Origin of the sequence: Prochlorococcus marinus str. MIT 9401 (assembly GCF_000760095.1) — a bacterium.
Taxonomy (GTDB): Bacteria; Cyanobacteriota; Cyanobacteriia; order PCC-6307; family Cyanobiaceae; genus Prochlorococcus_A; species Prochlorococcus_A marinus_I.
Genome location: NZ_JNAR01000001.1, coordinates 24,188 through 39,455 on the forward strand (window position 1 = coordinate 24,188; position 15,268 = coordinate 39,455).

The following is a 15,268-nucleotide window of genomic DNA, read 5'->3' on the forward strand; positions in this document are numbered from 1 at the left end:
CTAAACTATATTAAAAAGTTAAATGATTCAATTACATTACTAAACATACCATCAACTTTATTCCATCTCTCTTCATTTGTTCCCACAGCGAAAGTGTAAAGTGTTCCTCTATCAATTACGACAGTAGCTAATTCGTGTCTCGCCTGTTCATTTAAATTTAATTCATATTCTAAATCATAGAAAATATGATTGGATGCCTCCCTCTTATTGGCATTTATAAGTTTTACCTCTCTGCCTGAACCTTCGGGAGCAATGACTTTATCAATTAATGTTTGACCTACTTCACTTGGGCTTCCTAATTGCTCTAATTGAACCTCTTTCTTTACATCAGAAATAACTAGGCTTAAGGTCTCATTACTATTTATTAGATCATGATAAATAATTTCAGGTCCTCCATCGACTTTTACTCTCGTCCATCCTGTTGGATACAAAAATGCATATCTTCCATCTGGACTTTGATAAGCTTCTAATCCTGCATTTAGTCCGCCACTACAAGCACTCAGTGTTAAACACAAAAAAATCAAAAATAAATATTTGAAAGGGTTAAATTTAATATTTTTCATTTTGTTTGAAATTACTAACTAAAAACATAATAAGACATTAAAAGCAAACAATTATGGCAATTCAGAATTTTGCGTCTAAATTATCCCTAGAAATAGTTTGATTTTGATTACTTATACCAAACCGCTTTCAAAATTAATTGGTCATTTTGAGAAATTCCCAGGGATTGGTCCAAGAACAGCGCAACGATTAGCCCTGTTTATTTTAAAACAACCTGAAAGTACAATAAGAGATTTTTCAAAGGCTTTGTTAGAAGCACATAGTAATGTTGGTCGTTGCAAAAAATGTTTCAATTTGACTTCAGAAGATGAATGTGAAATTTGTAAAAATACTGAAAGAAATCAAAAACTAATCTGTGTAGTAGCAGAAACTAAAGATTTGCTTGCTTTGGAGCGCGCTAGAGAATTTAAAGGTGTTTACCACGTTATTGGTGGTTTAATATCCCCAATGGATTCTGTTGGTCCCGAACTCTTAGAAATAAGAAGCTTGGTAGAAAGAGTTAGTAAGTCTGAAATAGATGAGATCATATTGGCATTGACTCCCAGTGTTGAGGGAGATACAACAAGTCTTTATATTGGAAAATTGTTAGCACCTTTCACTAAAGTTACGAGGATTGCATATGGTCTCCCAATGGGTAGCGAACTTGAATATGTGGATGAAGTTACACTTGCGAGAGCCTTAGAAGGAAGAACAAAACTAAATTAGACAATGAGAAAAAATAATCTAATCAAGAAAGAAAAAATCTTAAGACTTCCCTCTTGGATAAAATTTCCTATTAGTAAAGCTTCCGAGTTCGAAAAAATACAAACACTCATCAAAAAATCAAATATTCATACTATTTGTGAAGAAGCAAGATGTCCAAATAGAGCAGAATGTTATGCCTCAGGGACAGCCACTTTCTTACTGGGTGGATCGATATGTTCTCGTTCTTGTGCTTTTTGTCAGGTAAATAAAGGTAGACCTACTTCTATCAATATTGATGAATGTATTCAAGTCGCTGAAGCAGTGAAAGTATTAAATTTGAAATATGTAGTTTTAACATCTGTAGCTAGAGACGATCTCCCTGATCATGGTGCAAATTTATTTATATCTACAATTGATGAGATTAGAAAAATTGATTCAACAATCAAAATAGAGGTTTTAACTCCTGATTTATGGGGTGGTGGCAAAAATTTTGATGAAACTAATAACCTTCAGACTGAGAGATTAAAGATGATTTTAGAAAAAGATCCAATATGCTTTAATCACAATCTTGAAACTGTTGAAAGACTGCAAAAAGAAGTTAGGAGAGGTGCTAATTATAAAAAATCTCTTAGTTTATTGAAAAAGTCAAAAGATATTGCTCCTCATATTCAAACTAAATCAGGAATTATGTTAGGTCTTGGGGAAACATTGGATGAAATAAAAAATACAATTTATGATCTTAAAAAAATAGATTGTGATCAAATTACAATTGGCCAATATTTAAGGCCCTCATTAAATCATTTGGCAGTTAAGAAATATTGGGATCCATCAGAGTTTGAATATTTATATCGCTTCTCTAAGGAATTAGGATTCAAGAAAGTCTCTTCTGGGCCCTTAGTTAGAAGTAGTTATCATGCGGGTTAACTTTCTCCAATACATGAAAGTTTCTTTTCAAGTTTTTTTAAAATTGAATTACATTCACCGTTCATAAGTGTGCCAGCACCTCCCCAGACCAATCTTAAAAAAAGATCTACTGGGCTGGAACCAACTTCTTTAACAACTTTGAAGCCTATTAACTTGAAATATCTTACGAGTTTTTTACTATACCCTTCACTATCAAAAATAGCTAAAAGTCTTGCTTTATTGCTTGATTTTTTTTCAATTGCCCAAGCCATAGTTGTTGCCCAAATTAATTCTGAAACATAAGCGGGAGCTTTACTAAGGATTCTTAATGTATCAAGCTGAATACCTTGTTTATTTAAATAAGTCCAACCTTTCATTTCGGCCCAAATCTTTATGATGTTATCTTTTTTTTCTGCAACAACGATTCTGAAGAAACATAACCCGAGTGTTTCTCTAACCTGTATTTTAATTGATAGTCCCAAGGAACTTGATAATTTGTCTAATTCTTCAACTTTCATATTTTTGGGAAATTAATTTTTATTAATTGACTGTTCTACCCCTTTTAATCTATCGATCTGTTTTTGCCTTTCTTCAAACCTTTTCCTATCATCATCACTGAATTGATCTACGCAGAAATGACATTGGATGCCTTTTCTATATTCTTTTCTTTTTTGATCTTGAATTGACACTGGCATTCCACATGCATGACAAATGGAGTAGGACCCCTCTTCTAATTCTTGATCTAAAGCAACTCTTTTATCAAAAACGTAACATTCACCTTCAAATAAGTTTTCTTCTTCTGATATGTCATCAAGGTATTTAAGGATGCCCCCTTCTAAGTGATAAATATTTTTATAGCCTTTCTTTTTAAGTAAACTTGTAGCTTTTTCACATCTGATACCTCCGGTACAAAACATTGCTATATTTGTAGACTCTTTATTTTTTAAATAACTATCTAAATGATCATCTACCCATCTGGGAAATTCGCTAAAGTTTCTCGTATTTGGGTTAATAGAATTATGAAATGTCCCTATAGAAACCTCATAGTGATTCCTAGTATCAATGACTATTGTATTTTGATGCTTGATTAACTTATTCCAATTGGCTGAGTCAATATAAGTACCATTATCTTGTGAAGGGTTTATTCCATTTACACCCATGGTAACTATTTCTTTCTTTATTTTTATTTTTAATTTTTTGAAGACTTTCTTTTTTGAAAAGTTTACTTTAATATTCAAATTTCTATTACCTGCATATTTATTAAGTAAATTGATAACAAAATCAATTACATTTTTCTCGGCACAAATAGTTCCATTAATACCCTCACTTGCAAAAATTAACAAACCTGAAAGATCATTTTCATTTTCGATTTCTAATAATTTATTTTTTAGATCAAGAATTAAGTTTTCTTGAAATGGGAAGAAAGAGTAAAGAGAAACTATTTTATAATTTTTGCCTTTCATAAAGAAGATAATGTTTTTTCACAAGTTTCAAAATCTTTGTTGAATGATACTCCAACCTCTTTAAGAAGTTTTCTGTCTGATTGAAATGATGGATTTGAAGTTGTGAGTAACTCATCTCCATAAAAAATTGAATTTGCGCCACATTGAAAACATAAAATTTGGGCTTCTTTTGAAAGCTTTTCTCGCCCTGCACTTAATCTTATTTTACTTTTAGGCATAAGAATTCTGGCTGTAGCGATCATCCTTATCATTTCAATAGAATCAATATCTTCATTATCTTCTAAACCAGTGCCTTCAATAGCAACTAATGAATTTATAGGAACACTTTCAGGGTGTGGGTTCATGTTTGAAAGCACTTCCAAAAGAGATGCTCTATCGCCATTAGTTTCACCCAAGCCTATTATTCCTCCACAACAAACATTTATTCCTGCATTTCTTACTCTTTTGATAGTGTCTAGTCTGTCTTGATAAGTTCTAGTCGTAATAATATTTTTATAATGCTCAGGACTAGTATCAAGATTATGGTTATAAGCGGTCAAGCCTGCATCAGCCAGTCTGGAAGCTTGTTCTTCTGTAAGCATCCCCGCAGTAACGCATGCTTCCATCCCTAAATCTCTTACCCCGCTAACCATCTCCAACATTGCATTAAAAGATTTCCCATCTCTAATTTCTCTCCACGCCCAACCCATACAAAACCTATCTGCACCCTCATTTTTGGCTACTTGAGCTTTTGCTAAAACCTCTTCAACTTGAAACTGTGGATGACTTTTGATTTCGCTAGCACTATAAATTGATTGGCTACAGTACGAACAATTTTCCTCGCATCCACCAGTTTTTACACTGAACAATGATGCTAATTGAATATCGTATTTGTTGAATTTCCTGTGAACGGTTTGGGATTCCCACATTAAATCAATAAGAGGCATATTAAGAATTTTCAAAATCTCCTCTTTATTCCAATCAAACCTAATTTCTTTTAATAACTGATTATTCGAATTAGCCATTTTTATTAGGAAATATATTGAGAATCTTCAAAAGATTCATTTGGTAATGATTCTATACCGCCAAAACGTCTATTTCTTGATTGGTAATCAATTATTGCTTTAAGAAATTCATGCTCATTGAATTCTGGCCAAAGTACGTCAGATATATAAATTTCTGAATATGCTAATTGCCACAATAAAAAATTACTTATCCTTTTTTCACCACTAGTTCTTATTAGTAATTCTGGATCCTTAATTCCTCTAGTTAATAACTCTGAATTGAATAATTCTTCATTAATTTCACTTGGTTTTATTTCTCCAGAAGAAGATTTTAATGCTAGTTCTTTTGCAACTTTTACTATTTCTTGTCTGCCCCCGTAATTAACACAAACATTGAATAAAAATTTATTATTGTTTTTAGTAAGTGATTCTGAACTAGATATTATTTCTTTTAAATTTTTTGGGAAAGGAGTTAAATCTCCAATAAATTTTATTTTTGTTGATTCTTCATGTATCTCTTTAATTTCATTTTTTAAAACTTCGCTAAAAAGATTTATAAGAAAATCAACTTCTTTTGTTGGTCTTGTCCAATTCTCAGTTGAAAAAGCATAAACAGTAATTACTTTACAACCTAAATTTTTTGCAGCTTTGAGAATTTTTTTTAATACACTTACGCCCTGTTTATGTCCAAATGATCTGGGTAAACCTTTTCTAGTCGCCCATCTCCCATTGCCATCCATAATTATTGCTATATGCTTGGGCAATTTTTGCTTATCTATTTTCATTAATAAGTCAGTAATTTTATCGTCTATTACTTTTTCTAAACTCATGAATTAATCCTTTTTGTTAATAAAAATTTCTGATTTTTCTGACTCTTTTTTATTAATATCACTGATGATATTATCACTCGAGTCTGTCTTTTGGGATAAAACATTTTTACTTAAAGATGCTTTATTTGCTCCCATAGAGTTTTGATTTCCAATCAATTTTGCAAGAAGTTCTTGTAACCTGCTGCTGGTAATTGGCCTTTCAAGTTTGCCTTGGTTCGCTAATGATAACGTACCTGTTTCTTCAGAAACAACAATACAAATACATCTATCAAATCTTTCTGTAATACCTAATGCTGCTAAATGTCTTGTGCCATATCTACTTATTCCTTGTCTTGAGAGAGGAAGTATTACGCCAGCAGAAATTATTTTATTTCCTTTCACAAGAACTGCTCCATCATGTAAAGGCGTATCTGTAGCAAAAAGATTTATTAAAAGGTCAGTTGATAATTGTGCCTCAATATTGGTACCTGAATATAAAAAATCTTCAGGTCTTAAATCACTCCCCAAATCTACAACGATTAAAGCACCTCTTCTATTTTGAGAGAGTTTACCGGCAGTATCAACTAACTGTGTAATGGTAGTTGAAGTTGCTCTAAATTCCTTTGGTGGATTCCCTAGTAATACAGCTAGCCTCCCAGTGCCAAGTAATTCCATTAATCTTCTTAACTCTCCTTGCCAAAGGATCGCTAATGAGAGAGAGCAAGCGAGAACTACAGCATCAATTAATTTTGATGTTAGTGGTAAGTATGCATATCTTTGAATAAACCATGCGGTTGAAACTAAAAATAAATATCCCCTTAAAAGCCATAATGTTCTTTGTTCTTTGACTCTAGAAAATAATAAAAGTCCAAAACCAACAGCAAATAAGACATCTAATAAAAGCTTAAAATTTATAATCCCCCAGAAATTCACACTAAAAATAAAATTAATTTAAATGTACCTAACTTTATTTAATAAAGCGATCAGGTAAAACATCATATTGTAAAAGATCAAATGGACTTTCTCTTTTTTGAATAATATCTGCTTCTCCATTAAAAACTAGAAGAGCTGCAGGCCTAGGGATTCTATTGTAATTGGAACTCATTGAATTATTGTAAGCACCAGTCCCGAAAACACATATAAGATCTCCTGTTTTGCAATTTGCAAGTTCTATCTCCTTAAATAATACATCTCCAGATTCGCAGTGCTTACCTGCAATAGTATATTTATTTTTTGAATTAATATTAAATGGATTACTTACCAAACATGCAGAATAATTTGATTGATAAGTTATTGGTCTTGGATTGTCACTCATCCCACCATCTACTGAGAAATATGTTCTAATCCCAGGAATTTCTTTAAAAGCCCCGATTTTGTAAATTGTTATTCCTGCTGTAGATACGATAGATCTTCCAGGCTCGCACATCAATGTAGGTAGATCTAAATTATGTTTTTTACAAGCTTTAACAACAGATTTAGATATTGTTTTTACCCATTCATCAATCGAAGGAGGATCGTCATTTTCTGTATATTTAATGCCTAAACCTCCACCCACATTCAATTCTTGAATGTCATGACCAAAATTTTTGGCATCAATTATAACATTTACCATTATTTCTCCAAGATCCTTATGTGGATCTAGTTCAAAAATCTGGGAACCAATATGAGCATGTAATCCTTTTAATTTGAGATGTTTCGTGTTGGTTATTTTGTTAAATAAAATATTTAAATATTCAATTCCAAATCCAAATTTGCTATCGAATGATCCTGTTCTTATATATTCATGTGTATGGCATTCTATTCCAGGAGTAAAGCGAATCATTATTTCTATATCATGTTTATGTGCATTTGAGATTTCTTCTAATCTATCTAAGTCATAATCATTATCTACAATAACTTTAATGTTATTTCTAATTGCAAACTCAATTTCTTTGTCTGATTTATTATTACCGTGAAAAACAATGTTTTCATTTGGGACCCCACCTTTGAGAGCAGTTAATAGTTCTCCTTCTGATACGGCATCAAGTCCTAAACCTTCTGAAGAAACTAGGCTACTCATGAAAATAGAACTATTTGCCTTTGAAGCATATATGGGTAGCGATTTACCAGGGTAATACTTTTCTAATGCTTTTTTGTATGCTCTACAAGAGTTTCTCAATGTAACTTCATCCAAAATATAAAGAGGAGAATCATATTTTTTTACTAATTCTTCAATAGAGCACCCACCAATTGATAATTTTCCGTCACTTCCAATTGATGTAGTAATAGGCACAATATTTTTGTTCGGGCTATTGTGATCAATCTTTTGTTTTAAAAATGATTTTTTTCCTTCCATGAGAGAGTCTTTAAAAAAAGTTATGCTAAAACTGTCATTTTATTATGACTTTAAAATTAAAATTTTTATAATACTTTTTTTATTATAAGATGATATCCATTAAACAAATTAACGATAAAGATATTGATTTATGTTATGAATTAGATTCAAAAACTCTTTCGCTATGGAGCAAAAAACAATGGGCTGAAGAATTCAAAAAAAAAGGCATAAAAGTTTTTGGATTATTACTTTCTGATTTTTTAGTGGGAATTTGCGTTTTACATGTTGTTCTTGATGAAGCGCAAATAAATTTTTTTGTAGTAAAACAGAAATATAGAAAAAAAGGTTTTGGAACTCAACTTATGAGTTATTTAATAAAACACTGTGAAGAATTTAAGATAAATAAGTTGTATTTAGAAGTTTCGCATAATAACTCAATTGCTGAGAAATTTTATAGTAGCTTCGATTTTTCCACTGTTGGGATTAGGAGAAATTATTACAAAGACGGTTCAGATGCTCTCTTAAAAGAAAAAAAATTAACAAGTAAATAATTAAAAAAAACTAATTGTTCGGATAACCAGAATGCTTGAAATTACTATAATTTATTGCTATATCATTAAAAAAGTTAAATTTAATTCAATAAAATATGCTTTTGGGTATTCACAAAAGCTCATTCTGAACACAAAATTGGCATATTACTGGTAGGTTATTAGTAGGAATTTAATCTTCTAATGTTTGAAAGATTTACAGAAAAGGCTATAAAGGTCATCATGCTTGCTCAAGAGGAAGCTAGAAGACTCGGTCATAATTTCGTTGGAACTGAACAAATTCTACTTGGTTTAATTGGAGAAGGTACTGGTGTAGCAGCAAAAGTTCTTAAATCACTTGGGGTTAATTTAAAGGATTCAAGAATTGAAGTTGAAAAAATAATAGGTAGAGGTTCTGGTTTTGTAGCTGTAGAAATACCTTTTACTCCTAGGGCAAAAAGAGTTTTAGAATTATCACTTGAAGAAGCTCGTCAATTAGGTCACAATTATATAGGAACTGAACATCTTTTACTAGGGTTAATAAGAGAAGGTGAGGGTGTAGCTGCCAGGGTTCTAGAAAATCTTAGTATTGATCTTTCAAAAGTAAGAACTCAGGTCATTAGGATGTTAGGTGAAACAGCCGAAGTGGGTAGTGGAGCTAATTCAAATAAGGGGAACTTAAAAACTGCTACTCTTGATGAATTTGGAACAAATTTAACAAAGTTAGCTAGTGAATCAAAACTTGATCCAGTAGTTGGTCGTTATGAAGAAATAGATCGTGTAGTTCAAATATTAGGTAGAAGGACTAAAAACAATCCAGTTCTTATTGGAGAACCTGGAGTAGGTAAAACAGCTATTGCAGAGGGTTTAGCCCAAAGGATACAACTAGGAGATATTCCCGATATACTTGAAGATAAAAGAGTGCTAACTCTTGATATTGGTCTTTTGGTTGCTGGCACAAAATACAGAGGAGAATTTGAAGAGAGATTAAAAAAGATAATGGAAGAAATTAAATCTGCTGGTAATGTAATCCTTGTTATTGATGAAGTTCATACATTAATAGGTGCTGGAGCTGCCGAAGGTGCTATAGACGCAGCTAATATTCTTAAGCCAGCATTGGCTCGAGGAGAACTCCAATGTATTGGAGCAACAACACTTGATGAATATAGAAAACATATTGAGAGAGATGCTGCTCTAGAAAGAAGATTCCAACCTGTTATGGTTGGAGAACCATCTATTGAAGATACAATCGAAATTTTAAAAGGTCTTAGGGAACGTTATGAACAACATCATCGTCTTAAAATTACTGATGATGCTTTAGAAGCGGCGGCTCACTTGGGTGACCGCTATATATCAGATAGGTTTTTGCCTGATAAGGCTATTGACCTTATTGATGAGGCCGGAAGTAGAGTTCGCTTAATAAACTCTAAACTTCCTCCTGAAGCTAAGCAGATAGATAAAGAATTAAGACAAGTTCAAAAACAGAAAGAAGAATCTGTAAGAGATCAAAACTTTGATCAAGCTGGCCAGTTAAGAGAGAAAGAAATTGAATTATCTGCCAAAATTAAAGAAGTTCTTGAAAATAAAAAAGAATCTACCGTTGAGGATGAATCTAGTGTTGATGCAACTTTGGTAAAAGATGATCCAAAACTTTTACAAAATCCTATGGTTAAAGAAGAGGATGTGGCACATATTGTTGCATCTTGGACCGGTGTACCTGTTCAAAAATTAACTGAAACAGAATCAGTAAAACTTCTTAACATGGAGGAAACTCTTCACCAAAGATTAATTGGACAAGATGAAGCTGTAAAAGCAGTTTCTAAAGCTATAAGAAGAGCAAGAGTTGGTTTAAAAAATCCTAATAGGCCTATCGCAAGTTTCATCTTTTCGGGCCCCACTGGAGTTGGTAAAACTGAATTGACTAAATCGTTAGCTTCATATTTTTTCGGTAGTGAGGAAGCAATGATCAGATTAGATATGTCAGAATTTATGGAAAGACATACTGTTAGTAAACTGATTGGTTCTCCTCCGGGATATGTTGGCTTTAATGAAGGAGGTCAACTTACCGAAGCCGTCAGGAGAAGACCTTATACAGTTGTTTTATTTGATGAAGTAGAAAAAGCTCATCCAGATGTATTCAATTTATTACTGCAACTTCTTGAGGATGGCAGATTAACAGATTCCAAGGGAAGAACTGTTGATTTCAAAAATACTTTGTTAATAATGACTTCTAACATTGGTTCAAAAGTGATTGAGAAAGGTGGTGGTGGTTTAGGATTTGAGTTTTCTGGGGACTCTGTTGAAGACAGCCAATATAATAGAATCAAATCTTTAGTTAATGAAGAATTAAAGCAATATTTCAGACCTGAGTTTTTAAATAGACTTGATGAAATCATAGTATTTAGGCAACTATCTAAAAATGAGGTTAAAGATATTGCTGAAATAATGTTGCATGAGGTTTTTGCAAGATTACAAGATAAGGGAATTAAATTAAGTGTAACTGATGCTTTCAAAGAAAGACTTGTTGAAGAGGGCTACAATCCTTCATATGGAGCCAGACCTTTAAGAAGGGCTGTTATGCGTTTATTAGAAGATAGTTTAGCTGAAGAAGTTCTCTCAGGCAGAATAAAAGATGGAGATAAGGCATTAGTTGACATAGATGATAATAAAAAAGTCACAATTAATATCTCTTCGGAAGAATCACCTCAGGAATTAGCAAGCGCTAATTTCTAGCAATTACTTAAATATGCAGTCGATCTCTCCAGAAACTATATTTAGGGGAAACTTTGCATGGGAAAAATCTCTACCTCATATTTCTAAATTAACTCAGTGCCCATTAATTTTAGGTAGAGGGGTTAATACTAGTAACCTTAAAAACAAAATCTCTTCTGATTTAAAAAATCAAAATCTTGATGTCAATTCTGCCAATTTACAATTTGATTGTTGTTATGAAGATATTTCAAGAATTAAGAATATCATTTTAAAGAATAATCATGATTCCGTTATCGCAGCTGGAGGTGGCAAAGTTCTTGACTCCGGGAAATATATTGCAGACTTGCTTAATATCCCCTGCATCACAGTCCCTCTTAGTGCCTCTACATGTGCAGGTTGGACAGCATTATCAAATATATATACAAAAAATGGACAATTCATAAAAGATGTTGCACTAGGGTCTTGTCCAAAAATCCTAGTTTTTGATCATAAATTTATCCAAACAGCTCCATCAAGAACACTTGCAAGTGGAATAGCGGATGCTTTGGCAAAATGGTATGAATCCTCAATAACAAGTTCAACAATTGAAGATGGTCTTGTTCAACAAGCTATTCAGATATCGAGAGTTTTAAGAGATCAACTTTTAATTGATGGAAAAAAAGCATTTAAGGGTGAATTTGAAAATAATATTTCTTGGCGAAATACTGTAGAAGCATGCGGACTTACAGCAGGATTAGTAGGTGGTATTGGTGGAGAAAAATGTAGGACTGCAGCCGCACATGCTATTCATAACGCAATTACTCAGATAATTACCCCAAATAAATTTTTACATGGTGAGATTGTGGGTGTTGGCTTACTACTGCAATTAAGACTAGAAGAAATGAAAAATAATAATAAATTAGCTGATCAATTAATTAAACAATTGTTAGTACTTATGAAAGAATTGAATTTGCCAACTACTATTGCACAACTTGGGATAAATGTTTTTGAAAATAATAATTTAGAGAAAATTGCTAATTTTACTTGTCGAGAAAAATCAGAAATTCACTTCTTGCCTTTTGAAATTAATAAACAGGATATGATTGAGCTTATTGCAAATTTTGAACTACAAAAAATAAAACTTTAATTATTTTTTTGACTAAAACAAATTTCGAACAATTAAGTGAATCAAATATTGATTTTTTTGAAAGTGCCAAAAAGTCATTGTTAGACCCGCTAGGTATTAATTTGGCAAATGATGTTAAGTGGATCAAACTCAATGAGAATTGGAATTCATTGAAATTTCCTGTTGTTGTTGGAGGAAAAGGTCCACCTATCCTTCTACTGCATGGCTTTGATAGTAGTTTTTTAGAGTTTAGGAGGATATATCAATCATTAAAAAGAAATTTCCAAGTAATTATCCCTGACTTGTTAGGTTTTGGTTTTAGTCCAAGGTGTGCAACAGATGAATACAATCCTTCGAGAATAATTTCATTTTTAATTGATATTCTTAAGAACTTAAAAATAACAAATAATCTAAAAATTATTGGTGCCTCTATGGGAGGCTCAACAGCTTTAAAACTTTCTTTTGAAATCACTGATTCTGTTGATAAAATTATCCTCTTATCTCCCGCTGGATTGTACGGAGAACCTAAAAGTATCCCTTTCCCTCTTAACCAAATTGGGGCTTTTTTTCTTGGATTGCCACAAGTTAGAAAAAGTCTTTGCAGGCAAGCATTTGCTTTCCCAGATGAATGTGTTGGTGAAATGGAAGAGCAAATTGCTTCAATTCATTTGGGTTGTAAGGGATGGAGGAATTCACTTGCATCGTTTGCAAAAAGTGGCGGGTTTGCTGGAACACATAAATATATTAAAAATATTCCAATTAAAGCAGTATGTGGAGAAAATGATCGCATTCTTGGAAAAAATGAGATTAAAAATATAAGAAAAATTGATAAATTAAATTTAGTAGAGTTACAAAATTGTGGTCATCTTCCGCATGTAGATTTACCATCATTAACTAGCAAAATTATCGAAGATTATTTTTTGTTATAAAAAATTTCGTAATTAATTAAGATATTTAAGAATAATAAAAATGTAATACAAAACAGATGGAGTAAAAATGTAGCTATCAATTCTGTCCAAGATACCTCCATGACCCGGCAAAAAAGTTCCGGAGTCTTTAATTTTTGCATCTCTCTTCATCATTGATTCAATTAAATCTCCAACTAATGCCATAAGAGAAATTAAAGTCCCATATAAAATCCCAATTTGTAATGGATTTTCCCAATTTAGTAAAAATGCGAAAAATATTGCTAATAAAATTGAAAAGGATATTCCTCCAATTAAACCTTCTATAGTTTTGCTCGGAGATATTGGAGAAAGAGATTTTTTACCAAATGATTTTCCAATAAAATAAGAACCAATATCACTAGCTACAATTAAAAGACAAGAAGTTAATGTTAGTTGAAGACCTGTGGTATTTGATAAGTTTTCAAACGAAATAAAATCTTGATTGGAACTTATTATTACTGACTCTAATCCTCTTAACTTTATCCAGTAACTTGGCAAAAAACCTAAATAGAATAAACCAAAAATAGAAGCTGCAATATCTGAAATTGTCCCAGGCTTTGGTTGCAATAGTAACCAAGTGCATATCCCAACTGAACAAATAGGCAAAATTGAATTTGATATTTCTCCTTCAAGGAAACCTATGGTCTCAAGATAAGTAGAGATTATAATGACGAAAGATGAAAATAAGGTTGTTTTTGTGGCAGGTTTAATTCCTTTAAATTCTGCCATTCTAAAAAATTCTAATAATGCTAAATAAGTAAGCATTGCTGTTGCTAAAGTAAAAAACCACCCCCCCAACAAAACAACAATTAAACCAAATATTCCTATTAGTAATCCACTTCTCAATCTCATATTAAATTTCCATGATTATATGACTCTAATATTAAAATTTACCAGATCTTTGTTCCATAAACTTTGATTATTTATCCAATTAAACCTATCAATGTCAATTTTTTCTCCAGGAACTAATAAAGGTATCCCAGGAGGATAAGGACAAATAATATCTCCAGATATTTTATTTAATGATTGGGAGAAGGGAATAATTCTAGTATCACTTCTCCAAGCAATTCCGATTTCAACTTCGGGTGTTTGAACTAATTTAAAAGGAGATTGGAGTAATTCTAAACTTTTTGATTTTTTAGAATTTAATAGTAATTTATTCCACACCTTTTCAAATATATTGAGAAAATCTTTTTGATTTGCAAATCCTAAGCAAAAAGTAAGTGTCATCATTTCAGGTAATTCAGCAATAAGACCATTTTTATAAAAAAATTTATCAGCAGTAAAACCATCAATTCCAGCCTTGGAGGTATTTAATACTATTTTTAAGGGATCTTGTGTTTCTATTAGAGGGACTTTCTTCTGGATTAACTTTTTGTAGATACTTTTTGCCTCTAAAATTCTTGTTTGATATTTTGATAAACTTTTTTTATTGAGCCAATCTTTAATTGACTCTTCACAAGATGAAAGTAATAAGGAACTTGGACTCGTGGTTTGCAACAAATTAATACTATTGATTAAATTTTGTTCATTTACTAGATTCCCTCTGTACCAAAGTGCAGCTGTTTGAGTCAAACCATTTAGCGATTTATGCAATGAGTGAACTACTAAATCAGCTTTTGATAATAAAGCGGATTTTGGTAGATTAAGGTTCTCACAAAAAAGTAGATAAGAACCATGGGCTTCATCAACCAAAACAGGTAATTTTTTTTGATGACAAAGATCTATTAAAGGCTCTAAATCCTCTGCATACCCGTGATATGAGGGACTTACAAGAATCACACCTACAATTTTTTTTTCATCAAAATTTATTTTTTTAAATACATCGCCCAACCACTTTTTTGTTAAGGGTTTGTAATGACCAGTTTCTGATGAAACATCTAGGTCAAAGAATATTGGATGTATATTCTGCATCGCACAGATTTTTATAACACTTATATGAACATTTCTAGGCATCAGAATATTTTCACCTGGTTTCGCAATTGCAATTATCCCTGATTGTATTAATCCAGATGCGCCATTAACTCCAAAAAAGCATCCTTTTGCCTTAAATCTTTCAGAGAATTCTCTTTGGGATTTAGCAATTAATCCTTTTTGGGATAAAGGCGAGCCAATTTCTGGTAGTTCCGGTAAGTCCCAATAGCCGGGTGGATTTTTTAATAACTTTACTAATTTCTTGGGTAAAGCTACCCCTCTATTATGAGCGGGAAAGAAAAGTGACTTTAAAAATTTTTTAGTTAGAAAAGATGAAATGCTCATA

15 protein-coding genes are annotated in these 15,268 nt (G+C 32.0%); 6 read left to right on the forward strand and 9 right to left on the reverse strand.

The window, feature by feature from the left end; genetic code table 11:
* Positions 1 to 5: 5 nt before the first annotated feature.
* Entirely contained in the window at positions 6 to 563 is a 558-nt protein-coding gene (gene psbP, locus EV01_RS08585) for a photosystem II reaction center PsbP (RefSeq protein ID WP_032516674.1), read from the reverse strand.
* A 103-nt stretch (positions 564 to 666) separates the two neighbouring features.
* Here psbP and recR point away from each other — a divergent pair, with 103 nt between their 5' ends.
* Complete coding sequence (gene recR, locus EV01_RS08580) at positions 667 to 1,266, forward strand: recombination mediator RecR (RefSeq protein ID WP_025938485.1); 600 nt, start codon at positions 667 to 669, stop codon at positions 1,264 to 1,266.
* A 3-nt stretch (positions 1,267 to 1,269) separates the two neighbouring features.
* Entirely contained in the window at positions 1,270 to 2,169 is a 900-nt protein-coding gene (gene lipA / locus EV01_RS08575) for a lipoyl synthase (protein WP_032516675.1), read from the forward strand.
* Here lipA and EV01_RS08570 read toward each other — a convergent pair.
* Genes EV01_RS08570 through lysA form a run of 6 tightly spaced genes read right to left on the reverse strand, consistent with a single transcriptional unit; the run spans position 2,166 to position 7,738 of the window.
* A complete protein-coding gene (locus tag EV01_RS08570; RefSeq protein ID WP_032516677.1) occupies positions 2,166 to 2,666 on the reverse strand; it encodes a hypothetical protein in 501 nt (166 codons plus the stop codon). The genes lipA and EV01_RS08570 overlap by 4 nt on opposite strands.
* 12 nt (positions 2,667 to 2,678) lie before the next feature.
* Positions 2,679 to 3,611, reverse strand: coding sequence for a rhodanese-related sulfurtransferase (locus EV01_RS08565; protein WP_032516678.1), 933 nt, complete (start codon positions 3,609 to 3,611; stop codon positions 2,679 to 2,681).
* Positions 3,608 to 4,615: a biotin synthase BioB gene (bioB, locus tag EV01_RS08560; protein WP_032516679.1), complete on the reverse strand. Its 1,008-nt coding sequence runs from the start codon at positions 4,613 to 4,615 to the stop codon at positions 3,608 to 3,610. Before bioB ends, EV01_RS08565 begins: the two co-directional genes overlap by 4 nt.
* A 5-nt stretch (positions 4,616 to 4,620) precedes the next feature.
* Entirely contained in the window at positions 4,621 to 5,424 is an 804-nt protein-coding gene (locus tag EV01_RS08555; protein ID WP_032516680.1) for an isoprenyl transferase, read from the reverse strand.
* 3 nt (positions 5,425 to 5,427) lie between these two features.
* Positions 5,428 to 6,336: a diadenylate cyclase CdaA gene (gene cdaA / locus EV01_RS08550; RefSeq protein WP_032516681.1), complete on the reverse strand. Its 909-nt coding sequence runs from the start codon at positions 6,334 to 6,336 to the stop codon at positions 5,428 to 5,430.
* 34 nt (positions 6,337 to 6,370) lie between these two features.
* Positions 6,371 to 7,738 carry a diaminopimelate decarboxylase gene (lysA, locus tag EV01_RS08545; protein ID WP_032516682.1) on the reverse strand — a complete coding sequence of 456 codons (1,368 nt, stop codon included), beginning with the start codon at positions 7,736 to 7,738 and terminating at the stop codon, positions 6,371 to 6,373.
* Positions 7,739 to 7,827: 89 nt separating this feature from the next.
* On the opposite strand from lysA, the gene rimI reads away from it, so the two are divergent.
* The 4 genes from rimI to EV01_RS08525 all read left to right on the forward strand — a co-directional run bounded on the left by rimI (position 7,828) and on the right by EV01_RS08525 (position 12,990).
* The gene (rimI, locus tag EV01_RS08540) at positions 7,828 to 8,268 is read left to right on the forward strand and encodes a ribosomal protein S18-alanine N-acetyltransferase (RefSeq protein ID WP_032516683.1); all 441 of its coding nucleotides are present in this window, start codon (positions 7,828 to 7,830) and stop codon (positions 8,266 to 8,268) included.
* A 180-nt stretch (positions 8,269 to 8,448) separates the two neighbouring features.
* A complete protein-coding gene (locus tag EV01_RS08535; protein WP_032516684.1) occupies positions 8,449 to 10,977 on the forward strand; it encodes an ATP-dependent Clp protease ATP-binding subunit in 2,529 nt (842 codons plus the stop codon).
* A 13-nt stretch (positions 10,978 to 10,990) separates the two neighbouring features.
* Positions 10,991 to 12,082 carry an iron-containing alcohol dehydrogenase gene (locus EV01_RS08530; RefSeq protein WP_032516685.1) on the forward strand — a complete coding sequence of 364 codons (1,092 nt, stop codon included), beginning with the start codon at positions 10,991 to 10,993 and terminating at the stop codon, positions 12,080 to 12,082.
* Between the two features lie 8 nt (positions 12,083 to 12,090).
* Positions 12,091 to 12,990 carry an alpha/beta fold hydrolase gene (locus EV01_RS08525; RefSeq protein WP_032516686.1) on the forward strand — a complete coding sequence of 300 codons (900 nt, stop codon included), beginning with the start codon at positions 12,091 to 12,093 and terminating at the stop codon, positions 12,988 to 12,990.
* A gap of 12 nt (positions 12,991 to 13,002) precedes the next feature.
* On the opposite strand, the gene EV01_RS08520 is transcribed toward EV01_RS08525, so the two are convergent.
* Positions 13,003 to 13,860 carry a phosphatidate cytidylyltransferase gene (locus EV01_RS08520; protein WP_032516687.1) on the reverse strand — a complete coding sequence of 286 codons (858 nt, stop codon included), beginning with the start codon at positions 13,858 to 13,860 and terminating at the stop codon, positions 13,003 to 13,005.
* A gap of 15 nt (positions 13,861 to 13,875) precedes the next feature.
* Positions 13,876 to 15,267, reverse strand: a complete 1,392-nt coding sequence (locus EV01_RS08515) for an aminotransferase class I/II-fold pyridoxal phosphate-dependent enzyme (protein ID WP_032518543.1) — start codon at positions 15,265 to 15,267, stop codon at positions 13,876 to 13,878.
* Between the last annotated feature and the right edge of the window lies 1 nt (position 15,268).